This is a genomic window from Micromonospora sp. NPDC000316, assembly GCF_042898885.1.
GTDB lineage: Bacteria > Actinomycetota > Actinomycetes > Mycobacteriales > Micromonosporaceae > Micromonospora.
The window spans coordinates 147,109-170,867 of sequence record NZ_JBIAZG010000007.1; the positions used below are offsets into that span (position 1 = coordinate 147,109).

Genomic DNA, 23,759 nt, shown 5'->3' on the forward strand with positions numbered 1-23,759 from the left:
GAGAAGGAGAGGACATGCTGTCATCACAGGAGCAGCAGTGGGCCGGCGAGCCCGCACCGCCGGCCGGGGAACCGGCTCTGCCGACCGCCCCGGACGCGTCAACCCCACCCGCGCCGAGGAAGCCGCCGTTCATCCTCTATCTCGAGGGCGACGAGTACGCCGAGGCGCTGCGGATGCTGACGCTGTGGGTACGACACCTGCTCGTGCCGGTCTACGCCCGGGAGGTCTCCTCGACCGCGCCCTGGTGTTCCCGGTGGTGGCTGCATCCCGAGGCGATCGCCCAGTTCTACGGGTTGTGGTTGGCGTGGCAGGAGCTCACCGGCCCGAACGCCGGGCTGAGTGGGCCGGCGAACTGGCACCGGGACCACCTCGGTCCGGTGATGAACGCGCTGCGCGATCCGTCCGGTCCGTTCGCCGGCTGTAAGGCGGGCGCGCACCGGGCGAAGGAGATCCCGCAGGTCGACCCGTACTGAGTCCGCAGGCGGCCTCCCGGCCGAGGGGGACGGGAGGCCGCGTGGGACGGGAGGCCACGGGTCAGCGCGCGGCTACCGCCCCTTCACGCTCCGGCTCGACGCGGCGATGCTCGGCTGTCGCCTGATCGGCGAGATGGGCGGGCTGTCCCGCGTGACGTCCGGTGACGACCGGAAGGCGGCCAGGCTCGCGACCGACACGTCCGAGGCGCGCCGGGACAGCGGCGGTCGGCCGCCACCCGGGCTGGTGAGCGCGGCCAGGTCGGCGATGGTTGGCTCACCCGCCGTCCGGGTCTCACCCGCCGCCCGGGTCTCACCCGCCGCCCGGTCGAGCCGGGTCTCGGCACCCTCCGGCTTCGCCTCGGCCCCGTCCGCGCGGCCCTTGAGGAAGTGCGACACCGTGGGCAGGTCGAGCTGGTCGTACAGTTCGCGCAGCGCGGGGCTCTCCTTCAGCATCGAGTCCACGGCCTCGGTGAGGTGGCTGCGCAGCTCCGCCTCCTCTATTGCGGACATCGGTCGCATGTCCATCGGCGAGTCGTGGAGAGGCAGCCCGTACGGCGTCGCAGGCGGGGCCGGCCACGACCCTGGCGCCCCGCGCGGTGGCCCCTGGGCGGCCGGATACGTCGCCGTCGGCTGCGTCGGAGGCCCGTCCAGCATCTGCAACAGCTTCCGTGCCAGGCGCCCGATGGTGCTCGCCGATCCCTGGTGGGCAGCGGCCTCCGGCTGCCACTGCGCTTCCTCCGGGTCCAGATCCTGACCCGGATCCCTGTCGCGTCGCCGCGTCCCGCCGGGCGGGGGTGGCCCTCCGCGGTCGAGCTTGCGCTGCTTGTCGTCGACGAATCTCGCCGCGTCGCTCCACTTGTTCGCCAGATCCGCCGAGCGGGTGCGAGCCGTGCGCTTGATCGTGCGCAGATCGTTCTCGACGATCTTCAGCGCCAGCCGCTCGACGTGTGGGTTGGGCGCTCGCGTCTGCTCAGGCATGGACACCTCCGGTGGCCTCGGTCATCGCCGTCGCAGGCCCTACGGCTGCAAGCGCCGTTCGGTTCAGCACCGATCCGGAGGAGCCGCCGACCCGCCGGTCAGCCGCCGGCAGGTCGGTCAGCGGGAGATCGGGGCGGTGACGATAGCCGTGCCGTCGACAAGCCCCACAGTGACGAACGCGAGGTCGTTCACCGGCAGCGACAGCTCGGCGGCCACATCCTGCGGCCCGGACGACGCCGTCCAGTCGCGGATCACGTGGGTGGCGCCGTCCCGGGTCACCCCGAAGAGGCGGTATCGCAGGCCCGGACGCAGACCGATGGCGGTGACCTCGATGCTGGACCTGTCCTCGTTTGTGGTGATCGTGACGGCGAGACTCACGCCCTGGGCGGTTGCCTCCCCGTTTGCGGTGAGCACCACGTCGCTGTTCGTGAGGCCGAGGCCGGCCACGACACCACCACCGGCGATGACGACGGCCAGGACCGCGGCGGCCACACCGGCCCAGAGCTTGAGCCGGCGACGCCGTGGGTCACCCGGTGGCCGACCCGGGCGGCTCTCGGGTGCGGCTGGCGTTCCCGGTCGGCTTCCGGTCGGCCGAACCGACCCGCCGGTACGTGGACCGGAGCCGCCACGGGTGCTCCTGCGGCGCACGACGTCAGCCGCGGCGCCTGCCGGCGCGGGAGCGGTCACCTCGGCCGGGTCGGCTGCGGGCTCGGCCGGGTCGGCGGCGGTGTCGACCGCGAGGCTGCCAGGCGGGAGGGACGATCGGGGAGCCGGGGGCACGACAGCTGACGTGTCGGGCTCGATCGGCGGCGCGAACTCCGGTGGAAGGGACGCGAGCGCCTCCCAGTCGGCGGAGTCCAACTCGGGGAGGGCACTTGTCACGCTGCCCATCTCCCCCGCCGCCGACAGACACTCCCAGCAGCCGGCCAGGTGCGCCTCGAACTCGACGCGCTCGGCGTCGTCGAGAGCGCCGAGCAGATAGCGGGCCAGCGTGGCGTGCTCGGCAGTCGGATTCTCCTCGCCGGTTCGCATCACGCCCCCCATCTCGGACCCAGAGCACCGCGAACGGCGTGTCGCCGCCCGCAACGACCTCCGTGCCGGAGACCTGGCGAGGCCCCGGGGCGACGAGGCATCAGGAGAGGCATCAGGTGAGGTGCCATCAGGACGACTCGATCGGACCAATTGCCGCGTGCAACGCGCGCACCGCATAGTACGTCCTGGACTTTACCGTACCCTCCGGTATTCCTAGTCTCTCCGCGGCCTCGGCGACCGACGCGCCCTTGTAGTACATCTCGATCAGCACCGCGCGATGCTCCGGCGAGATCCGTTGCAGCGCCAACCGGACCGTGTGGGCGGACGCCACCCGGTCCATGTCGTCCGTCGGGACGGAGAGCCGGTTCAGGTCGGGGATGGCGACCTCGGGCGGCCGGGCCTGCCGGGCGCGCATCGCGTCGATCGCCACGTGCCGGGCGACTGTGTAGAGCCAGGGGGCGATCCGCCGTGGATCGGCGGCAAGCGTATCCAGGTTTCGCCAGGTCCGCAGGAAGGTCTCCTGCACCAGATCCTCGGCCAGCTCGTGCTGACCGAGGACGAGCCGGGTGAGAAACCGCAGCAGAGGCCCCCGGTACTGCTCGTGGATCGACCGCATCAGGGCATCCGGCGAGGTTTGCCCGGTCACGGTGTCGCCGACGACCTCAGATCCCAGCGCTTCGTTGGGCACCGCCGACACAGAACGCCTCCCCCTCACGCACGGATCGTGCCCGTGCGGTCGCGCCGACGTGTCAACGTCGATCACACCCTGGGGGGAAGGATAGCTGGAACCGACGGACGTCCATCGTGGCCGCCGCCCAACGGGTTCACGCGGGCGTGGGTCGGCGTTGCCGGCGGGTGACCGGAGTGCGCCGGTGACGGGCCGTCGGCGGCGTCCGTCCGGACCCGACTGAGCAGCCGCCGAGTCCGATGTAGACCGCTGTTCGCGCGGCTCAGTGGTGGTGAGCGCGCTGCGCCGACCGGCGTCGATGAGGACTGCCGCGCTCACGTGCTGAACCGCAGCCAGCGAACATTGACGAACTCCTGCGGCTGCCCGCTTGTGAACGTCAGGTAGACGTCGTGCGTGCCGGTGACCGGGGCAATGCCTCCCGGCACCGTCGTCCAACTCTGCCAGCCGCCGGTGCTGGCCACCGCGATCGAGCCCACCGGCGGGCCGTCCGGAGCGTCGAGGCGCACCTCGACCAGGCCGGAGATCCCGTCCGGCGCTCCGGAGGCGACACGCACCTGGAACTGGGTGACCGGCGTGGCGCCGAAGTCGACAGCCTGGTAACCGGCCCAGTCACCGTTGGCGAGGAAGCCGATGTGCTCTCCACCCTCGCTGGACGCCTCGGTCCGGACCCCGTGCTGCCTGTCGAAACTCGTGGCGGCGATCTCCTTGCCCACCCCCCGGGCACCCGGTTCGACGCGGGCCGCCGACACGACCGGCGGCACGACCACCGTCTCGGTGGTCGCGGGCGGCGGCACCGCCACCGCTCCTCCCCCGAACGGCGTGAGTGTGATCGTCATCTCCTCGGGAGCGGTGTCCTGGATGTACGAGGCATCCTCGATCACATCGTCGAAGGGAAACCCGTACGCCTTGCCGTCGGCGGCGTATCGGTGCAGCACCCGGGAGTAGTGGTTGGTGACCGGATGCTGGTAGAAGGCGCTGCGGTTGGTGGTCGGTTGGTCGTGCTGATCCAGGGTGGACCTGTTGAAGCCGGCGCCGAGGACCCGCGCCACCTGGTTGGCGGCCTCGTCACCAGTGGTGCCGAGGGCGCCGGCGCAGTAGAAAACGTCCAACGTCGAGGGCCTGTCGAAGGCTCGCACGCCGTCGAAGACAAGCCGCCCGTCGGCCACGCGGCCCCGGCGGGTGCCGGACGGGGTGTGTACCCGCAGCTCGGTACGGCTGTAGCGGTCCCACACCTCACCGACGTAGCTGTCGTAGTAGTGCGGATCGAACCGGCCCGTTTCGATGCCCTTGCCCGGCGCGATCACCCGCAGCCCGTCTCCGATGACGAGACGCTCGTAGCCGGGCTGGCGGGACAACTCCGCGAAGATCGCCTCGCGTCCGCCGTCGACAAGTTTGCCGGTGACCTGCTCGGTGTTGCCGCGCAGACGGATCGCCATCGGGATGCTGAACATGTCGACGGTCGTGGTGTTGCAGGCCAGCACGGAGGAGTTGTAGGTGAACTCGCAGCAGTCGTGCAGCACCCCGAACGCCGGGTCGCCCTCCGCCCAGCCCACCGGGTACTGCAAGCCCGGCTGGCCGTCACCGCCGCTGACCACTGTGAACCTCAGCCGCTCGTTGATTGCGAAGTAGATCCGACCGGACATTTTGGGCAGTACGAAACGGGTCGTGCCGGAGGCGTCCAGGCGTACCCCGATGTTGGCGAAGCCGTCCGGGCCGTTGTCGGCCGGGTTGGCGGGTGTGAACCTGCCGCTCTCGCGGACGTACCCCAGCCGGCCGGTCGCCGAGTCGGTGCCGACGACATACATGGTGATGGCTGTGCTGTCGAAACGGCCGGTACTGTTCACAATGGTCAACGGCAACCCGTCGTCGGCGTAGGCCCGCGAGACCAGTGGTGCGGCCGCCAGGGGTGCCCCGACCACAGCGGCTCCGACAAGTCCGATCCGGAGCATCCTGCGGCGAGTCAGCATCTATCAACTCCGATCAAAGGGTCTGCATGTCGGCCGACGGCGTCTCTGCGGTGTGACACACAACCCGCGCCGGCGGTTGCAGCGTTGACGGTTCGGCGTGCCCCTCGGTTCAATACCCCGCAGGAAAATTTCGTTCGATCCGATCACGACCCGGTGAACCGATGGCATCGCGCGTCCGTCGAGACAGCAATGCCATCACCGGAAGGGATGCTCCCGTGGAACCCGATCAGCCCTCCCCCCGTAGCCGGCTGGGTCCGATCTCGCGTCGCGCTGCCGCCGGTGTGGTCGCCGGCCTGGCGGTGGTGTCCGCGGTCGTCGCCAGCGTCAGCTGGGGAGTCGCCTCGGCTCAGGACGATGACTTTGTCGGTCGGGCCGTGTCCGACGAGCAACTGACCACGATCCGGTCCGCCGCCCGTTCCTGCCCAGCCCTGACCCCGGCCCGGCTCGCCGGTCAGCTCATGGCCGAGTCGGGGCTCGACGGCCGGGCCAAGAAGACAGCCTCCGGCGGCCAGGGCATCGCCGGCCTGGACGACGCGGCATGGGAAGCCTGGGTGCCGTGGCCAGGTGCGCGACGCTCGGACAGCGCGGCCAACATCCTCGCGCTGGCCCACAAGATGTGCGATCTGAGCGGTCAGGTCCGGGTGACCAAGATCGAAGGCGACCCCTGGCGCCTCTCGCTGGCCGCGTTCAACGCCGGCATCGACGAGGTACGCAAGGCCAAGGGGGTGCCGGCCAGCTCCGTCGACTACGTCGACCACGCCAGCGGGTACGCCGCCTTCTACGCCAACCTGGTGCCGTTCGGCGGTGCCGGCGAGCCCCGACCGAACAGCAAGCCGCAGCAGCCGAAGGCGGTCCCCGCGGAGTACGTCCAACTGCTCGTCCGTGCCGGCGAGGCCTGCCCCGAGGTGCCGCCCGCGGCGGTCGCCGGCCAGGTGATGGCCCTGTCCGGCTTCGACCCGAACATGCTCGGCGAGGAGGGCCAGCGCGGGATCGCGCAGTTCCTGCCCGAGTTGTGGCAGGAGCACGGCCCGGCTGACGGTTCGGTCTGGGACCCGCAGGTGGCCATCCCCGCTGTCGGCACCGTGATGTGCGCGCTGCGCAACGAGCTGAACGGCATCGAGGGTGACCCGTACCTGCTGGCGCTTGCCGCGTTCCGCAACGGGCCGACCACAGTGCGGCAGACCGGCGGGGAACTCGACGGCCCGACCCAGGTGTTCCTGCGGACCGTCCGGGAGAACACCGAGTTCTACGCCCTCGACGCCCGGCTGAAGCCGGCGACGCCCACCGCGCCGGCCACACCGCCGACGCCAAGCGGATCGCCGTCCGCGTCGCCGTCCCCCACCGCCAGCAAGGCCGTCGCCCAGCCTCCGGTGCCGCCCGCGCAGCCCGAGCGGCCCAACGAGCCCACCAAGGCACCGGCGCCACCGGTCCGGCCGGCCGGCACCAAGCAGATCGTCGCCCAGGAGAGCGGGCTCTGCCTCAGCGGCGGCGAGGGCGACGGCGTTCGGGCCACTGTGCGCAAGTGCCAGGAGGTGCGCAACCAGTGGTGGTCCTTCCCCTCCGACGGCACCGTTCGGGTGAACGGCCTCTGCCTGGACGTCGCCTGGGGTGAGAAGCGCGACGGCGCTCCCGTGCAGTCCGCCCACTGCACCGCAGTGCCCGCCCAGAAGTGGGAGTGGATCGAGATGAACGGGCGCCGCTCACTCTTCAACCGTGCGACCGACAAGTGCCTGGACGTCGATGGCCACGCGGCGGGCGCGCCCATGATGATCTGGATCTGCGTGTTCAACCCGAAGCAGACGTTCAGCCAGAGGTAGCCCGGGTCTGTCGTACCGGCCGGTGCCCGGCGGTCGTCCCGAAGGGGGACGACCGCCGGGCACCGCCGTCTGTGGCGGGACGCTCAGCCGGCGTAGCGGCGGCGGCGCATCCGAAGGCCGAAGAACACACCACCCGCGCACACAAGCGCCAGGCCCAGCAGGACGATGATCGCCGCGCCGGAGCCTCCGCTGTCCTGCCTCGCTGCCACCGGACCCTGGTTGTCCAGGGCACCCGCCACCGAGGCGGCCAGGTTGATCATGCCGGCGCCGAACGTGGGGTGGGGGTCCTGCCCACCGAGCGAATCGGCGGTGCCGAGGATCCGCTCCTTGACCTGGGCCGCGGTGAGGTTCGGCTCGGCCGCCCGGATCAGGGCCGCCTGCCCCGCCACGAAGGCGACTGCCAGCCCGGTGTCGGTCCTGCCGGCCACCCTGCCTCCGGTGCCGAGGCTCGCCACGTCGACACCCGGTGCGACGACCTCGACGGTCCCCTCCAGATATTCGTCGGCGAGCTGGTCCGCGGGTCCCACCCCACCGGCGAGCAGCAGGGCACCGCCGGCGGCCCCGCTGCCCGCGGACGGCAACGGTGTCGCTTTGGTCGGTGCGCCCGCCACCACGAGCACGTCGTGGTTGAGGGCCGTGGTCAGCGAGGCCGCCACCGCCGGAGCCGCCAGGTCGACGTGGGAGCCGAGCGCGACGACGGACGCGCCCGCGCTCACCGCCACCTCGATGGCGGTCGCCGCGTCGGCCGCTCGGGCAGCACCGGACCCCACCATCCGGACCGGCAGGATCGTGGCGTCCGGGGCGATCCCGACCGGGCTGCCGTCGACGCTGCTGTCAGCGGCGATGATGCCCGCCATCGCGGTGCCGGAACCGACGCAGTCGGTGTCGCCGCGACCATTGCCGACTGTCACGTCCGCGCCGACGGCGACCCGGCCGCTCAACTGCTGGAGGGTCGCGTCGACGCCTGTGTCGACCACCGCGATCTTCACCCCGTTGCCCCGGGTCAGGGTCCACGCGCTGTCGGCGGCCATCCGCAACTGCGCCCAGTCCGAGCGGCTGCTGGACCCGGCGGCGGCGGTGCACTTCTGGGTGCCACCAGTGGCACCCGGTCCAGGGCTGCCGCTCGTCGCGCTCGCCGACGGCGACGGAGTGCCGCTGGGCTTCGCGGTGCCGCTGGGCTTCGGTGTGCCTCCGGGACGTGCCGTCCGTGTCGGAGCCGGTGGCGCCGGAAGCTGGCCGTACTTGACCCCCTCACCGGCGGCGTCCCAGGGCAGCACCAGATACCACCCGGCGGTAAGGACTCCCGGGTCGGTCAGCCGGAGCCCGTCCGGCTGCACCCGTCCGGTGTTCAGGTGATAAATCTCATCAGACCGCTCGCCGCTGCCGAGCAGCCGCCACGCGATGTCGGTCAGATTCTCCGGCTGGCCCTTGTACTGGGCCGCGACCACGTAGTACTTCACGTACGGCCGGCTGTCGGGTGTGGGGCTCGCCGCGGACAGCCGGGGTACGGCCAGGAGCACGCAACCGGTCATCACCACCACGAGCAGGCGGGCAAGGATGGGGTGCTTCGCCAGCACTGGGTGTCCTCCTTCAGTCACCACGGCCATGAACGTCGCCGCGTTCCACCGTCTATTGCGGATTCGCGCCGCGTTAGTTCAAATCAATTTGAACCGGGCCCCGACGAACCTCGTCATGAGGTCGGTCGAGCGTACCGGCGAGCCCTGAGAGACGAACTTCTCAGGACTCACCATGACGGCACGCCTCGTCGACCGTGCACAGTGGTTCGGTCACGACGATGATCCGGTGGGGACGAAGGCAGGGCGGCGGTGACAGCACTCGGACGTACCGCCAGGGCGGTGGCCAGCAGGGATATCGACCGGGTCCCGGTGACCCGGCGCTTCGACCCGCGCCGGCACCGGCGGGTCGCCGGGCTTTTCGACCTGTGGCTGGCCCCGGGCCCGAAAGGCCGGCTCATGGTGCCCACCGACCCGAACCGGATGCTCGATGCCCGGTCCATCGCCGACCTCGTGCGGCGCACCGGTGACGCCGGCGACGACATCCGGATCCTCACCGACGACGGCGCCCGGCACGTCGACCTCTTCACCGAGGTGGCCGGGCTGCTCGGCCACGACGTGCTGATCAGCCCGGAGGGCACCGACATCCGGCACACCGCCCCCCGGGTCAACGGTGCCGACGCCGGGACCGCCGGGCCGCTGCACGCGGTGCCGCTGCACCGGGTCACCCGACAGCCGATGGACTGGCTCGTACTCCAGCCACCCGACCTCGCCACCCACCTGCCCGGCTGGTTCGCCCTGGACGAGGGCCTGGTCCGGCCCCGCACCGGCGTGGTGCGTCTGCCACTCGCCGACGGGCTCGCCCTGGCGACCAGGGCCGACTTCGTGGCCCGCCGGGCCACCGCGCACCGGCTCGGCCTGGTCTCCGAGGGCATCGTCACCGTTGCCGTCACGGCCCGCGCCGACGGCTTCCTGGTGGGCACCTACAGCGGCACCCAGGGCGTGCACAGCGGACGCCAGCTCGCCGCCCTCGTGGGCGACCTTCCCCTCTACGGCGCCGACCTGCGGCTCTGGCTGACGTGGCCCTCCGACGCCGACGAGCAGGCCCGACTCGCCGAGCAGACCATCGAGCTGGCCGAGACGACAGGCGCCACGGTCTGGACCCCGCCACCGGGTGGACGCGCCGAGCTGATCGACGACCACCGGGACCTGCGGGCGCTCGACGCCGCGGGCGCCGTCGCGCCGTGGCGGGCGTACCGGCCGAGGTACGCCGACGGTCCGGCGACCCTCGACGCCACTCCCGACGGGCTGCTGGTGTCGCGACTCACCCGGGAACGGATCGCGCTTACCGTCACTCGTCCGGCTGTCGCCACCAAGGCGGACGGCCCGACGTCCGACGTGGATGCCCCGGCGTCGGGCGTCGACGGGTCGCCGACGGCCGACCAGGATGCTGCGGCCGGAACGCCGGCAGACGCGGATGCGGCAGAGGCCACACCGTCGGAGGCAGCTGTCGGTACGCCGCCGACGACGTCGACGGACGGCACGCCTACAGAACCGGCGGCGGAAGCCCAGCCGGCCGGTCCGCCCACTGCGGTGCTGACCCCGCCGCTGCCCCGCCCCGCGCTTGTCACCGAGCGCCGCCGCGCGTCGGACTACGGCCCGCCCTGGCTGCGCCGTGGCCAGCAGGTAAACGCGGAGACGTTCGAAGCGTTCGTCCGCACGCCGGGCGACCCCGCCGCTGTCGTCGCCGACGGCATGCCCAGCGCCGAGTTGTTCCTGATCGCCTTCCTCGACCCCCGGTCCGCGCCCGAGGGCTGCAACCTGCTGCGCGTACGGATCGAGCCGGGCGGCGCGATCGCGGTGGCCACGCTGCGATCCCACGTACCGGCCCGGTTGCAGTACCTCCTCGGCACCTCTGACACCTACCTGCTCCCGGCGGCCCGACTGGATCGGGTGCGCCCGGTCGGCGGGTTCCGCACCGAGGGCATCGGATGGCTCGTGCCGCTCGGCGAGGCGCACGGCGCGACGCGGATCCGGTCCGCCCCCACCTCCCTCTCGACCGCCGGCCTGCCGAACGACGTACGCCGCTGGCCCGAGTTCGGCACCCGGAAGGCGTACGCCCTCCTGCCGGTGCGGTCGCGCGGTCTTCCCCGAGGCTGGCTGCGGCTCTACCGGCAACCGCCAGCGCCCCGCCCCGGCCGGCTGCTGGTCGAGGTGCGGGTGCCCCGCAGCCGCACCGTCGACGTGGCCGCCACCGCCGCCGTGCTCGCCCCGCTCGCCTCGGTGCGGACCCGTGCGGACTCGCTGCAACGGGCCGGGGTGGAGTTGATCCTGGGCAGCCGCTCCTATGACCGGATCCAGGTGCGGCGCGTCCACGAGGCCCGCGACGGCGGCTGGCAGCGCAGCAGTGGCGTCACCCCTGGGCCGCTGCCCGCCACGCTGCGTCGACTTCAGTCCGCCGCCACCGCCACGGCATCCGGCCCGACCTGAATCGACCACCGGCCGCCGGGAACCGGGCCGGTCACCACCGGCACGCACCGTCCGCCCGTCGTGGCGGCGAGGCTCCGCGCGCCGGCCGCGCCGCCCGCGGGCAACCCGGCGGTGAACACCACGTACGGCTTCGGCAGTTCCTCCTCCGGCGTGGGCGGCTGCGGCAGTGCGTCCAGGACCCGGGTGCCGCCGGGGGCGTCCGCGCCGAGTGCCGCGCCGACCACTGCCACGCCGATCCCAGAGGCGTGCAGCCGCCGGGCGAGGAGCACAGCCGCTCGCCGGCAGTCGTCGACGGGCCCGACGAGGGTGAGCACGTCCGGGGCCCGCCCGAGGTCGACGTGCAGCCGCCAGGGACCCTGGCTGCCCAGCACCAGCGGGAGGATGGCCGGCGGGGCGGGTTCCCGCTCGCCGAGCCAGGCGTACGCGGGCGCGGAACCGCGCCCCGTCGCCACCCCGGCCAGCCGGACCCGCATCGGACCGGCCTCGGTGTCCAGGTCGGCGCTCAGGTAGGGGACCTCGTCGCCGCTCGGCACCGTCGGTCGCGGCACCTCCGGCGTCGGCTCCGGCTCGGCCGGCGGCCTCGCGGAACTGCTCGGCCCCGGCGGCCCGACCGCCGTGCGCCCCGGTCGTGGCACCGCCGGCGCGGCCGACGGCCGGACCGCGCGCTCCGGCAGCGGACCCGGAGGCCCGACCTTCGACTCCGCGACCGGCGGGGCCGGAGTGGACAGTGACGTCGGCGACGTCGGCGACATCGGCGAGGCCGGCAGGACGGCGGGTGGTGGCCCCGCAGCGGCCGGCGACGGGGCGTGACCGGCACCGGATTCGGCCGCGAGATCGGCCGGGGTCGGGGTGTGGTGCCGTTGCGGCGGCCACGGTCCGTCGTCGGTGAGGGCGAGCGCACCCCGGCGTGATCCCACCCGGCGCAGCAGCATCAGCGCCGCCACGGCGAAGACCACCGCCAGTACGCCGGCACCACCCCGCACCAGCAGTGGGTTGACGGGATCGGTGGCAGCCGTCCGCTCGTCCCCCGGCCGGGCGAGGGCCTCGGTCTCCGCCGTCGCCACGGCAGGGACCGAGGAGGGCTGCGGCGCGGCGGTGGACGGGGCGGCCGTCGATGGGGCAGGCGTGGACGCGGCCGGTGTGGACGGGGCGACCGACCGGGGCGCCGGGCTCGACGGTGCGGCGCTCGGCGTCACCGCACTCGGCGCCGGTCGCGGGGGCCGCGAGGCGATCGTCGGCATCCTGCCGATGCGTACTCCCTGGCCCTTCGCGTCCGCCGGCAGCGCCAACATCCAGCCGGGTTCGAGCACCAGGCCGTCGGTGAACGTCGCACCGTCGGGCTGCTTGCGCCCCACGTTGAGTTCGACGATCTCCCGGTACCGGTTGCCGTTGCCGAGGGTGCGCAGGGCGATGGCGTACAGGTACTCCCGCTGGCCGTCGACAGCCGGCCCGACCACGTAGTAGCGGCCGGTCTCGGCGGGGGCCGCACGCGCCTGCCCCGCTGGGGCACCCACGACGAGCCCGACCAGCACCAGTGCCGCTGCCACGGCTCGCCGTATCAGCACCATCGCCTCCGTACCCTCGGTCCATCCGAATCCTGCCGTTCCGGTCCTGTAATACGAGCCGGGGTCGCGACGGTTCAACGTGACAGTGATCGGTTGGCGGTCCGGTGTCGACACCAGCAGGAGGGCGCCGTCAACGGGCGGTCACTTCGGCAGCAGTTCGGAGAGCAGTGCCGCGGCCTCACCGGGGCGGACCAGGACAGCGGCGTGGCTGACATCGAGCGACCGGACGTCGAAACGGTTGCCCGGGGTCAGCGCGTCCGCGTCGGCGATGAAGCGGTCCTGGAGCGCGATCGGCATCGACAGGTCGCCGGTGAGCCGCACGTAGGTGCGGGGGATGCGACCCCACGTCTCGGGGTCGGCCCGCTCCTCGCCGACGTCCAGACTCTCGTCGGGCTCCAGCGAGTTGAGGTACGCGTAGAACTCGTCGTCGGTGCCGTCGGCCAGAACGGCCTCCCGGAGCGTGGCGAGCAGTTCGGGGTCGGCGGTACGCCAGTTGAAGCGCAACGCGCCGAGCTCCATCGGGTTGCCGGCGACCAGGCCACCGAGACCTGCCAACGCGCTCGATGCGTTCTCCGCGGAAGCCTGGTAGCCGGCCGGGGTGTCGGCGGTGCAGCACCACGCCGAGATGTAGACCAGCCGATCCACCAGGTCCGGTGCGGCGTTGCCGACCCCGGTCAGGGTGAGCCCGCCCCGGCTGTGACCGACGAGGATCACCGGCCCGTACTCGCGTACCTGCCGCACCACGTCCAGAACGTGCGCCACGTTGTCCGCGTGGCCGATGCCGGCCATCGCGCTCGGCACGGTTGCCAGGGCGGCGAGATCCTGCGGCGCCTGGTATGCCGCCGGGAACGTCGCGCCGAACCCGTGCCCGGGCAGGTCGACGGCGAGGGAACGATGCCCGCGCAGGGCCAACTCCCGCTGCATCGGTGCCCAGGTGAACGAGTTACTGGCGGCGCCATGGACGAAGACGAAGGTTGGTGCGGTCATGCGCGAATGATGCCTGACCGCTGCGGCGCCGCCGACGGGCCCCGCCGGGACCGTGATCCCGACGGGGCCGCCCGGTGGGCGTCACGGGCAGGGTGTACGCGCGCAGACGTCGACGACCTTGCCGGTGAGCAGGAAGATCGCCTTCTGCTTCTGGGCCGCGGCCTGGGCGCGCGGGAACTCGTGCGGATCGTCGCCGTACTCCGGCCCCGTCGGGGCGAGGTTTGTCGGCGGCGGCGCGTGGGCGGTGCCGCTGTTCCAGATCACGATCGCCGAGCCGGTGTACGGGTATCTGCGGATCGGCTCGATGCCCCAGTACGGCCGCACGTCTTGTGACCAGCCGTCGGCGAGTGCGGGGGTGTGCAGGCGGGCGCCGATGGTGCGGGCCTGGACCTCCGCCGCCGCGGGCGAGACCTGTTTGTCGCCGAAGGCCACGTGCATCAGCACCTGGTGCGCAGGTGTGCCAGGCAACGGCCGGTCGGTCATGTGCTGGGCGTACCCGTTGGCCTCGGAGCGGTCCCACAGCATCTGGAGCAGCGCGAGGATCACCTGCTGGTCGGCCTTGTCCGGGTAGTAGCCATCCATGATGGCCTGGAACTGGGCGAAGGCCACGCTTCGTTGCAGCAGCGTGGAGTAGTTCATCGCGGGCACGCCGAGCACGGACCGGGTCCAGTCCTGGGCGATCGCGGTGAGCGCGCCACCGTTGATGCCGCCCTGGCTGTTGCCGTCGTAGTGCAGCCCACCGGCCACGTTGATCAGCGGCCGGCCGGCGGCGTCCCGGAACGCCGGGTTGGCGGCGAACCCGCCCGGGTGGATCATCGCGCGGCCCAGGAAGAGGAAGTTCAGGTAGCTCTGCTGCAACCGGTCGACCACCGCCGGGAAGGCACTGAGGTCGCTGAAGGCGCCGGCCACGAAGGGAACGTCGGCGGCAGCCATGCCGATCCAACTCGTCGCGCAGAACGTGAAGTCGTACGTGTTCGACATCGTTTTGACATTGCCAGCGTTGATCTCGGTCGGTCTGCCGAGCAGGCCGTGGCCGTAGAGCGAGAGGTGCGCCGGCTTGGCGGCGGAGGCGCTGCGCGGGATGTTGCAGACGAAGTCCGCCGCCACCGTCGCGCCGGACGGGGTGGGCAGGGAGTTCGGCGTCGGCGGTGCCCCGCTGCCGCCGGCCGGCCCGTAGTGCAGCCGGGAGCCCGGCCCGCCGTCGCCGGTGAGATAGGACGGCACACCGATCGTGCCGGTCACCTGCCGGGCGGTCAGCGGCTCCTGCTCCGGCGGGTAGTCGGTCACCTGGGTGACAGTGAACGTCGGTGCGGCCCGGCGGAGGCCGGCGAACGCGCTGTCCCGGATCGACAACGTCCGCCCGGTCAGACCCTGCCGGCTGGCCACTGTGAAGTCCCAGGCCAGGTAGAGGCTCTGCCGCTTGACGCCGGCCCTGGTCAGGTCGGCGAGGATCCGCTTCATCTGCGGTACGCGACTGTCCCGGTGGTCGAGGCCGACGCCCCGCACGTACGCCGTGAACGCCTTCGGCGCCGGGATCGGCGCCCCCCTGCCGTCGCGCATACCGCGCAGACCGACGACGAAACGGGTGCCCTCGGACAGCGCCACCGCCGGCCGGATGATCAGCACCTGCCGGTCGGGCTTGCCGGCCGCGTGTGCGTCCAGTTCGGCCCAGTACGGGATGCGCTTGCCGGTCCGGGAATCGAGCAGCACGATCGGCGCGTCCGGCGCCAGCGAACGGCCGATGTCGGTGACCGGCGCGATCCCGGTCGCCGCGGCGTCGAGACCGGGCACGCGCACCAGGATCGGCGAGCCGGGGCTGAACCCGTCCTGCCGGTTCCACTCCGTCGGGTCGATCGGGATCCCCTGGACGCTCGCGGGCATCGCGGAGGCCGCGAACCGCACCCGCTTGCCGGTGGGGCTGGTCCGGTCCGGCACGGTGAAGTAGTCGTTGGGGAACGGCAGCAGGCACGCCGTCGTGTCGATCGGGTCGCAGGGCCCGTGGCCGGCGGGTGCGGGGCGCGCGGGATGGGCGATGGCGGCGGTGGCGCCGAGCAGGACGGCGCTCACTGTCACCAGCACGGACACGGCGAGGCGGAGTCGTCTGGGGGTGTGCACACGCATCTCCTTCGACGCGGGACTGTGGATCGACGCGAGGGCCGACAGTGCTGAGTGGTGTTCTTCCTACGCTCGTGAATGGATCTCAGCAAGGCCGGTGCGCCCTCGCTCCCCCACCGCACCGACGCCGACGTTCGGGAAACGCGGCGAGGCAGGCGGCGCAAGGGGGTGGTCGCCCCGACGGGCGACCACCCCCTTGTCAGCGTGAGCAGGGCAGCTAGTGCACTGTGGCGCGGGCGGCGGTGTCGATGAGGTCCGCGACCGGGCCGGGTTGGGAGACCGCCACGGCGTGGGACGCGGCGATCTCGACTGTCGTGGACCCTGCCCTCTCGGCCAGAAAGCGCTGCAGGTCCGGCGGAATGCCCTGGTCCTGGGTGCTGACCAGGGTCCACGACGGGATCGTCTTCCAGGCGACCCTGGTCACCGCCTCCTCCTGGGCGCCCGACGACGCGGGACGCTGCGTCGCCGCCATCAGCTGGGCGGTGTCGGGGTCGACGTCGGCGGCGAACACCGCCGGGAACTTGTCCTGCTGGACGTACTGGTCCATGGTCGTGGAACCGTCCTCGAGAGGGACCGGGACCATTGTGATGCTTGTGGCGAGCTGACTTCCGGGGTGCGTGGTGAGCAACCCGACCACGCTTTCGCCCACGTCCGGGCTCACGCTGGCGACGTACACCAGAGCTTTGACGTTGGAGGCGCCCTCGGCGGCCTCGGTCATGACCACCCCGCCGTACGAATGGGCGGCCATCACTACCGGCCCGGCGATGCTGTCCACGAGCGCGCGAACGTAGGCGGCGTCCTTCTGCACACCACGCAGCGGGTTGGCGACGGCAATGACCGGATAGCCCTGACGCTTGAGGTGTGCGATCACCCCGTTCCAACTGGACGAGTCGGCGAATGCCCCATGGACGAGAACGATTGTCGGCTTCCCTGCCTCCTGGGCAGACCGATCAGGAGCAGCGTTCATGTGGCATTCCTTTCGATAGGCCGCTCCTGCCCGGAGCAGGTGCCGGCGCGGACCTGAGCGGCGAGGACGGTCGGCATTCCGGCACCGATGCGGTGCAGCAGAACCCAATATCCAGTACGGTCGAGACGCCTGTCAGCAAGATCCACAGATGCGGATGCACGAGCCGCCCGCCGACCGGGCCGGCGCCCGCCGAGGCCCCGCTATTCGATGTCGGAGAACAGCCCCATGATCGTCACCTGCGCCTGCGTGAGCCCGCCGAAGACGACACCGGCGACGGGCGTCGCGACCGCCGCGGAGGCGTCCTCGTAGCTGTCGAAGTACAGGTCGAGGGTCCGGTAGGCGGGGGTGGCGGTGCCGTCCTCCTTCGGCCACACCTTTGCCGATTCGACACGCCGTACCTTCGGGAACGTGTCTGCGGCCTGCCGCACTTCCGCATAGGTCTTTTCGAATTCGTCGGGGTTCTCGGGATTACCGATGATCAACGTGATCTTCGTGGGCATGACATTCTCCTCGCAATTCGCATTGTGGTCGTGGCTGGCGGGCCACGATCGACCGTCAGCGGCCGTAGGTCTCCAGCAGTCGCAGCCACACCTCGCTGACGGTCGGGTACGCCGGAACCGCGTGCCACAACCGGTCCAGCGGGACCTCGCCGACGATGGCGATCGTCGCGGCGTGGATCAGCTCCGCCACGTCCGGGCCGGCCAGTGTGAAGCCGACGATCACCTTCCGGTCCTCGTCGACGACCATCCGGGCGTGACCCTTGTAGCCATCCGCGTGCAGGGTGGACCCGGCGACGGCGCCCAGGTCGTAGTCCACGACCCGGATCCGCAGCCCGGCTGCCTCGGCCGCGGCCGCTGTCAGGCCCACCGACGCGATCTCCGGGTCGGTGAAGATCACCTGCGGCACCGCGCGCTCGTCGGCCGTCGCCACGTGCCGGCCCCACCGGCCGTCGTCGACAGTCGCACCCTTCGCCCGGGCCACGATCACGTCGCCGACCGCCCGAGCCTGGTACTTGCCCTGGTGGGTCAGCAGCACCCGCCGGTTCACGTCGCCCGCGGCATACAGCCACTCCCCGCCGCCGACGACGCGCAGGGTGTCGTCGACAGCCAGCCAGGCGCCCGGGGCCAGCCCGATGCCGTCGAGGCCGATGTCCTGAGTGTTGGGCGTACGACCAATCGCCACCAGCACCTCGTCGGCCTCGATCCGGTCGCCGTCGCCGGTCACGATCTGGACGACTCCGCTGTCGTCGCGCTCGACGGACACGGCCTCCGCGCCGGGGCGTACCGACACACCTGCCTCGCGCAGTGACTCGGTGACCAACTCAGCGGCGAACGGCTCCACCGACGGCAGCACGGCATCGCGCGCCAGCATCGTCACCGACGACCCCAGAGCGGCGAACGCGGTCGCCATCTCGGTCGCCACCACGCCACCGCCGATGATGGCGAGCCGGCGGGGAACCGACGCGGCCGAGGCGGCCTCACGGCTGGTCCACGGCGACGCCTCACGCAGGCCCGGAATGTCCGGCAACAGAGCGCTGCTGCCGGTCGCGACGACCACCGCGTGTCGCGCGGTCAACGTCGTCGTGACACCGTCGGCGCCGGTCACCTCGACGACCCGCTCGGAACTGATCCGTCCGCGACCGCGGTGCAGCGCGATCCCGACCGACTCCAGCCACGACACCTGCCCGTCGTCGCGCCAGTGCGACGCGAAGGAGTCCCGCCGGCTCAGCACCGCGGCCGCGTCCAGGTCTCCCGTCACCGCCTCCCGCGCGCCCGGCAGTTGGCGAGCCGCCCGCAACGCGGAGGCGCTGCGCAGCAACGCCTTGGTCGGCATGCAGGCCCAGTAGGAGCACTCACCCCCGACCAACTCCCGCTCGACGATGGCGGCCGTCAGGCCACCCTTCACGACCCGGTCGGCAACGTTCTCCCCGACCGGACCCGCACCGATCACGACGACGTCGTACTCGAATGTGGTCATGTCAGTTGCCCTTCGCGGCGCGGCCGAGACGGATGGCCGCGATGAGGAAGAAGATGGCGCCGGGGATGGCGTAGCCGGCCGCGTTTGTCAGCGACGGGTTGTCCGCGGACGCGCTGGCGATGAACGAGCCACCAGCCAGCACCGAGATCCCGCCGCTGATGATCATCGGCCACTGGCCGCCCATCTGCCGACGGGTGACACCCACGATCAACTGGACGAGGCCGGCCACGATCGCCCAGGCGCCCCACACCCGCAGGACAGCAGGGATGCCGGACGCGGAGGCCACGCCCACGCCGACCGCCGCGATCAGGCTGACCGCGATGTTCACGTACAGCAGGGCAGGCGAGCCGGTGGTCCGCGACGAGCGAAGATCGTAGATCGCCGCGCCCACGTCGAACAGCGGGTAGAGAACGAACAGCGCCACCGTGAGTGGGCCGATCTCCTTGGCGGTAGCGATCGTCACGCCGGCCCACACGATGGCGAACGCGAAGCGGCTGAAGTACAGCCGCCGCAGCGCGGACGCCGTCTGAGAGATGGCGGGCGGAGCAGTAATTGTGGTCACGGTGACCCTTTCAGCGGAGGGGCCTATCGGGAGATCGAACGTTCTGTCGTGCCAGCATGGCACCGGGCGCGGCACGTGTCAAGACCGAACGTTCTATCTCGGGCCGGGAGTAGGCGGCACCGCAGCTCAGGGATGGTCGCAGTGCGCAGACCGAACGTTCTTTTCGCTAAGATGGGGTGCATGACGCGCGGCGAATCCGACACTCGGCCCTCTGAGGCGCGACTCCGGCTCCTCACCACGGCAACCCGGCTCTTCTACGCGGAGGGCATCCACTCCGTCGGCGTCGACCGGATCATCGCCGAGGCGAAGGTGACCCGGGCCACGTTCTATCGGCACTTCCCCAGCAAGGACGACCTCATCCTCGCCTACCTGCGAGAAGTCCATCAGATGGATCGCCGCGCGGTCGATGCGGCCCTCGCCGCCAACCCGGCGCCTGTCGACGCCCTCCAGGCCATCGCTGGCTCCATCGCGCACAACATCCAGTCCCCCGGGTTCCGTGGGTGCGCCTTCCTCAACGCCGCCGCGGAATATCCCGACAACGGCCATCCCGTCAACCAGGAGATCATCACCCACCGGCAGTGGTTCCTGGACACGCTCACGATGCTGATGGCGCAGGTCCACGAGGAGACGGCGGATCCCGCAGCGCGCCATTTCGTCATGCTCCGCGACGGCGCCATGGCAGCCGGATGCCTCTACGACCCGGCGCTGGTGTCCGAGACGTTTCTCCGCGGCGTCGAAGGACTCCTGCGGATCAATGCGGAGCGTCAGTCGACCAGGTCCGCCCGCTAGAGCGGCCCCGCGCGGTCACGCCTCGGCGTCGCGCTCGTCGGATGCCTCCCGACCAATCGGCGAGGCGGCAACCTCCAGCGGCCGCCTCCGGCCGCGCAGCGCGTCGAGGAACGCGACAACAGCCAGCACTGCGGCCACCGCGGTCAGCCCGACCATCGGCGCCCAGAGCGCCAACGCCGGCGCGAGCAGCAGGAGGGCCGCCACACCGATCAGCCGGGATGAGGTGAGCCGTCCGAAGATCTCGTACTCCAGCCGCACGCGGGCGACGAGGAAGAGCACCGGACCGCCCACCACGAACAGGAGCCAACTGGGCCGCGCCGGCCCGAACGGTTGGTCTATCACCAGCTCGTAGCCGACCGATGTGACGAGGACGCCTAGCACAATCGACAGATGCGTCCGTTCCGACGTCGCGCCCAACCGGCCGGGCAGGGCCGCCCGTTCGAACGCCTCGATGAGCAGCAGACCGGCGCGGTAGAAGTAGATCCGCCAGAGCAGCGCGCTTGTGACGAAGGTGGCCGTGAAGGCGGCTGCCCGCTCCCACGAGTAGTCCCTGCCGCTGAACACCACGCCGATGACCAGAATCGACTCACCGAGCGCGATGAGGACCATCTGCTGGTAACGGTCGGCGAGGTGCGTCCCCGCGATCCGCCAGGCGCCCACCTTCGAGGCCCCAAGCCTCGGCAGCGGCCAGCCCAGGGTCCACGCGAGGTAGTCCACCGCGAGGGCGGCAGCCCACAGCGGCAGAAGAAGATGGTCCGGGCCCAGCGCGCCGGCCAGCCAGAGCGGCGCGCTCGCCGCAGCCCATGCGGCAAGCCGGAGCGGCACCAGCCGTCGCGGATGGCTGTGCAGCGCGGCGGCGATCACAAGCGGCCGCACCAACATCACCATCAGGTACGCGGCCAGGAACGGCAGTGCCCGCTCCTCCATGGCGTGCGGCAGTGTCACCGCCATGATCAGACCGGCGAACATGGTGCCGACCACGACGGCCTGGATGAGCGGCCGCTCCGGTTCGTAGCGACTGGTGATCCAGGCGGTGTGTGACCAGATCAGCCAGAGCGCCAGAAAGAGCAGCAGGGTACGGCCGAACCCCGTGACGAGTTCCCAACCGGCGTCATCGCTCAGGCCGGCGAATCGCTGCGAGACCCGGGTGAGGGCCACGACGAAGGCCAGGTCGAAGAAGAGCTCCAGGAACGTCGCGCGGCCCGAACTCGTCTGAGGGCGCAGCAGTTCGGCACCCCGGCGTGCCGCCATCGTCCGCCTCCGTCCGCCCCTTGTCGCACCAACGAACCGGTGTCGCAGGAGTTGTGCCAGCCTGCGCCCCGCCGCTCAGGTGCACTGCGGACGGATGTTCTCGTGCTGTGGCGCCGCGTGATCTCGTCGTCACTAGGATCGGGTCATGACTGCGTCTCACCAACGCCGATGTCACGTTCCCGCATCCCGCGCCGTACTGCGCCACGAAGGACCACACCAGGGAGGACGAGCAGCATGACCGACCTCGGCCGTTCCACCCCTGCCATCCCCGACGACGATCCGGCGCGCACACTGGCCGTGGCCAACCCCGACGACCCGGCAACCACCTACATCTCCCTGGCCGGGGGCACCTACGCCATGCTGGTCACCGGCAAGCAGACCAACGGGCAGTACTGCCTCATCGACATGCGCATCCCCGACGGCGGCGGGCCGCCGCCGCACCGGCACGACTTCGAGGAGATGTTCACCGTTCTCGAGGGCGAGGTCGAGTTCACCTTCCGCGGGGAGAGGCACACCGTCCGGGCCGGCTCCACGGTGAACATCCCGGCCAACGCGCCGCACAACTTCCGGAACGCCTCCGGCGCACCCGCCCGCATGCTGTGCATGTGCACCCCGGCGGGTCAGGACGAATACTTCCTGCGTGTGGGCGACGAAGTCGCCGACAAGGACGCACAGCCGCCGCATCTCACCGACGAGGACATGGCGGAACGCCGGCAACGCGCGGCCGACCTGGCTCCCGCATACCGCACCGAGATGCTCTGACCGCCGGGCTGGGCATCAGCGCGCTCCCGGGCCACCCGCGCCATCGCGGGCCCTGCCGACCCGGCGATCACGACACCTGTTGCTCCGTACGCTGCCCGACCTCGGGGGTCAGGTGCTGGTACGCGGTGCGGATCACCGAATCCAGCCGGTCTCGGGTTTCGGTGAGCCCTCGCAGTTGCCGGTCGATGCGGTCGCGCTCGGCCGCGAGCCTGGCGATCATGTCGGGTGTGGCGTTGCCGGTGTAGACGCACGGCAGGAGTTCGAGGACGTCCTTGCTGGACAGGCCGGCGGCGTAGAGCTGCTGGATGAGGCGGACCCGCTCCACCGCCGCCGGGGTGTAGTGGCGCTGCCCGCTGGCGCTGCGCTCGGCGTACAGCAGGCCCTGCTCTTCGTAGTAGCGCAGCGCACGGACGCTGACCCCGGATCGTTCCGCTACCTCGCCGATGCGCACGGCCGCCCCTCCTCTGCGCCACACCACGTCGGGTGCTCCTACCTCTGACGTCACCGTCAGCAACGGTAGCCGGTGTCGCCGCCGTGACGCGGGGCATCTCCCCCCGCCCCTTGGCGCAGGTGTGAGCCGCGTCACACCTAGTTGCCTCTGACGTCAACGTCAGTAGTTAGCGTCGCTGGTCAGTAACCAGTGAAGGAGTGACGACAATGAGCCGTGCATTTGGATACCGTGCCTTCGGCGGCCCCGAGGTCCAGCTGTACTTCGATCGGCCCGACCCGCAGCCCGGCGACGATGAGATTCTGATCAGGGTTCGGGCCGCCGGAGTAGCGCGCCTTGACCACCTGCTCCGAGCCGGAGCTGTCCAGATGCTCAACGGGCACGTGCCGTTCCCACAGGTGATGGGGATGGAGGCCGCTGGTGACGTGCTCGCCATCGGCGCCGGCGTCACAGGCATCGAGGTGGGCGACGCGGTGTTCGGGTTCGCGCTCAACGGCGCCGGCACGTATGCCGAGGCGACGACCCTGCCGGCAGCGAACGTGGCACGTAAGCCGGAGTCACTGCCCTACGAGTGGGCGGCGACAGTACCGGTGTCCGGCACGACAGCCCTCGACGCGCTCGACCGGCTCGACCTGCCGGAGGGCTCGACGCTGCTCATCAACGGCGTTGGTGGCAGTACGGGCCTCGCCACGGCGCAACTTGCCCGAGCGCGGGGACTGACGGTCATCGGGACCGGCAGCGACAGCAAGCGGGCGGTGGCCGAGGCTCTCGACGTGACATTCGTCAGCTACACAGCAGGCGACGTCCCCGGACAGGTTCGCGCGCTCGCCCCGTCCGGCGTCGACGGCTTGATCGACCTCGTCGGCGGCGACTCGCTGCGCACGGTCGCCGGACTGGTGAAGGATGCCAAGCAGTTGCTGTCGGCCGCAGACAACGCGGTGAGCGAACTGGGCGGCGAGTTTCTGACCCGCCGCCTCGGCAGAGAGTCGCTTGAGGCAGTCGCCGCGCTGATGGTCGACGGCACCATTGATCCGCAGATCACGCGGACGTTCACCTTCGACCAGAGCGCCGAGGCGCTGGCGGCCGTCGAGACCGGTCACACCACAGGCAAGCTGGTGATCGCCGTCGCCGCCTGATCAGCTCAGCTCAGCTCGGCGACAAGACGCAAACGCAGACGCCGGGGTGCGGTGCCGGCGGAACAGGTCGCGGTCCGCCGGCAGGTCGCCGGGGGCCCGTCCTGCTCATTCGACCGGATCCGCCGGTACGCGCCCCGGATCTGCTCGCCGTCGTGGTCCACGAAGAAGCCGCCGCACGTACGTGCCGCCCTGATTGTGATGCAAACACCTGGCAATTGCCAATGAGTTGCAACTGTGCCAC

General features: G+C 71.3%; 20 protein-coding genes. 6 read left to right on the plus strand and 14 right to left on the minus strand.

Features of this window, described 5'->3' with window-relative positions:
- Positions 1-14 precede the first annotated feature (14 nt).
- Complete coding sequence (locus ACFY2Q_RS17110; RefSeq protein WP_387131162.1) at positions 15-473, plus strand: DUF4913 domain-containing protein; 459 nt, start codon at positions 15-17, stop codon at positions 471-473.
- Positions 474-545: 72 nt separating this feature from the next.
- On the opposite strand, the gene ACFY2Q_RS17115 is transcribed toward ACFY2Q_RS17110, so the two are convergent.
- The 4 genes from ACFY2Q_RS17115 to ACFY2Q_RS17130 all read right to left on the minus strand — a co-directional run bounded on the left by ACFY2Q_RS17115 (position 546) and on the right by ACFY2Q_RS17130 (position 5,138).
- Positions 546-1,451 carry a hypothetical protein gene (locus tag ACFY2Q_RS17115; RefSeq protein ID WP_387131163.1) on the minus strand — a complete coding sequence of 302 codons (906 nt, stop codon included), beginning with the start codon at positions 1,449-1,451 and terminating at the stop codon, positions 546-548.
- A 117-nt stretch (positions 1,452-1,568) separates the two neighbouring features.
- Complete coding sequence (locus tag ACFY2Q_RS17120; RefSeq protein ID WP_387131297.1) at positions 1,569-2,483, minus strand: zf-HC2 domain-containing protein; 915 nt, start codon at positions 2,481-2,483, stop codon at positions 1,569-1,571.
- A gap of 127 nt (positions 2,484-2,610) precedes the next feature.
- The gene (locus ACFY2Q_RS17125) at positions 2,611-3,171 is read right to left on the minus strand and encodes a sigma-70 family RNA polymerase sigma factor (protein ID WP_387131164.1); all 561 of its coding nucleotides are present in this window, start codon (positions 3,169-3,171) and stop codon (positions 2,611-2,613) included.
- A gap of 314 nt (positions 3,172-3,485) precedes the next feature.
- Positions 3,486-5,138 (minus strand): beta-1,3-glucanase family protein, encoded by a 1,653-nt coding sequence (locus tag ACFY2Q_RS17130; RefSeq protein ID WP_387131166.1) that lies wholly within the window; start codon positions 5,136-5,138, stop codon positions 3,486-3,488.
- 215 nt (positions 5,139-5,353) lie between these two features.
- On the opposite strand from ACFY2Q_RS17130, the gene ACFY2Q_RS17135 reads away from it, so the two are divergent.
- Positions 5,354-6,955, plus strand: coding sequence for a ricin-type beta-trefoil lectin domain protein (locus ACFY2Q_RS17135; protein WP_387131168.1), 1,602 nt, complete (start codon positions 5,354-5,356; stop codon positions 6,953-6,955).
- Positions 6,956-7,038: 83 nt separating this feature from the next.
- Here the strand turns inward: ACFY2Q_RS17135 and ACFY2Q_RS17140 are convergent, their stop codons facing one another.
- Positions 7,039-8,532, minus strand: coding sequence for a S8 family serine peptidase (locus ACFY2Q_RS17140; RefSeq protein ID WP_387131169.1), 1,494 nt, complete (start codon positions 8,530-8,532; stop codon positions 7,039-7,041).
- Between the two features lie 279 nt (positions 8,533-8,811).
- On the opposite strand from ACFY2Q_RS17140, the gene ACFY2Q_RS17145 reads away from it, so the two are divergent.
- Positions 8,812-10,959: a hypothetical protein gene (locus ACFY2Q_RS17145; RefSeq protein WP_387131170.1), complete on the plus strand. Its 2,148-nt coding sequence runs from the start codon at positions 8,812-8,814 to the stop codon at positions 10,957-10,959.
- Here ACFY2Q_RS17145 and ACFY2Q_RS17150 read toward each other — a convergent pair.
- The 7 genes from ACFY2Q_RS17150 to ACFY2Q_RS17180 all read right to left on the minus strand — a co-directional run bounded on the left by ACFY2Q_RS17150 (position 10,920) and on the right by ACFY2Q_RS17180 (position 19,132).
- Positions 10,920-12,527 carry a hypothetical protein gene (locus ACFY2Q_RS17150; protein ID WP_387131171.1) on the minus strand — a complete coding sequence of 536 codons (1,608 nt, stop codon included), beginning with the start codon at positions 12,525-12,527 and terminating at the stop codon, positions 10,920-10,922. The genes ACFY2Q_RS17145 and ACFY2Q_RS17150 overlap by 40 nt on opposite strands.
- A 138-nt stretch (positions 12,528-12,665) precedes the next feature.
- Positions 12,666-13,511, minus strand: a complete 846-nt coding sequence (locus tag ACFY2Q_RS17155) for an alpha/beta fold hydrolase (protein ID WP_387131172.1) — start codon at positions 13,509-13,511, stop codon at positions 12,666-12,668.
- Between the two features lie 81 nt (positions 13,512-13,592).
- Positions 13,593-15,626, minus strand: coding sequence for a hypothetical protein (locus tag ACFY2Q_RS17160; protein ID WP_387131173.1), 2,034 nt, complete (start codon positions 15,624-15,626; stop codon positions 13,593-13,595).
- 217 nt (positions 15,627-15,843) lie between these two features.
- Complete coding sequence (locus ACFY2Q_RS17165; RefSeq protein ID WP_387131176.1) at positions 15,844-16,593, minus strand: alpha/beta fold hydrolase; 750 nt, start codon at positions 16,591-16,593, stop codon at positions 15,844-15,846.
- A 200-nt stretch (positions 16,594-16,793) separates the two neighbouring features.
- Complete coding sequence (locus ACFY2Q_RS17170; protein WP_387131177.1) at positions 16,794-17,093, minus strand: hypothetical protein; 300 nt, start codon at positions 17,091-17,093, stop codon at positions 16,794-16,796.
- Positions 17,094-17,148: 55 nt separating this feature from the next.
- Entirely contained in the window at positions 17,149-18,570 is a 1,422-nt protein-coding gene (locus ACFY2Q_RS17175) for a dihydrolipoyl dehydrogenase family protein (protein ID WP_387131178.1), read from the minus strand.
- A 1-nt stretch (position 18,571) separates the two neighbouring features.
- The gene (locus ACFY2Q_RS17180) at positions 18,572-19,132 is read right to left on the minus strand and encodes a hypothetical protein (RefSeq protein WP_387131179.1); all 561 of its coding nucleotides are present in this window, start codon (positions 19,130-19,132) and stop codon (positions 18,572-18,574) included.
- 180 nt (positions 19,133-19,312) lie between these two features.
- Here ACFY2Q_RS17180 and ACFY2Q_RS17185 point away from each other — a divergent pair, with 180 nt between their 5' ends.
- Positions 19,313-19,921 (plus strand): TetR/AcrR family transcriptional regulator, encoded by a 609-nt coding sequence (locus ACFY2Q_RS17185; RefSeq protein WP_387131180.1) that lies wholly within the window; start codon positions 19,313-19,315, stop codon positions 19,919-19,921.
- A gap of 15 nt (positions 19,922-19,936) precedes the next feature.
- Here the strand turns inward: ACFY2Q_RS17185 and ACFY2Q_RS17190 are convergent, their stop codons facing one another.
- Positions 19,937-21,172 carry a low temperature requirement protein A gene (locus ACFY2Q_RS17190; protein WP_387131182.1) on the minus strand — a complete coding sequence of 412 codons (1,236 nt, stop codon included), beginning with the start codon at positions 21,170-21,172 and terminating at the stop codon, positions 19,937-19,939.
- A 234-nt stretch (positions 21,173-21,406) separates the two neighbouring features.
- Here ACFY2Q_RS17190 and ACFY2Q_RS17195 point away from each other — a divergent pair, with 234 nt between their 5' ends.
- Positions 21,407-21,934 carry a cupin domain-containing protein gene (locus ACFY2Q_RS17195; RefSeq protein ID WP_387131183.1) on the plus strand — a complete coding sequence of 176 codons (528 nt, stop codon included), beginning with the start codon at positions 21,407-21,409 and terminating at the stop codon, positions 21,932-21,934.
- A gap of 67 nt (positions 21,935-22,001) precedes the next feature.
- Here the strand turns inward: ACFY2Q_RS17195 and ACFY2Q_RS17200 are convergent, their stop codons facing one another.
- Positions 22,002-22,385 (minus strand): MerR family transcriptional regulator, encoded by a 384-nt coding sequence (locus ACFY2Q_RS17200; RefSeq protein ID WP_387131298.1) that lies wholly within the window; start codon positions 22,383-22,385, stop codon positions 22,002-22,004.
- Positions 22,386-22,591: 206 nt separating this feature from the next.
- On the opposite strand from ACFY2Q_RS17200, the gene ACFY2Q_RS17205 reads away from it, so the two are divergent.
- The gene (locus ACFY2Q_RS17205) at positions 22,592-23,518 is read left to right on the plus strand and encodes an NADP-dependent oxidoreductase (protein WP_387131185.1); all 927 of its coding nucleotides are present in this window, start codon (positions 22,592-22,594) and stop codon (positions 23,516-23,518) included.
- Positions 23,519-23,759: the final 241 nt, after the last annotated feature.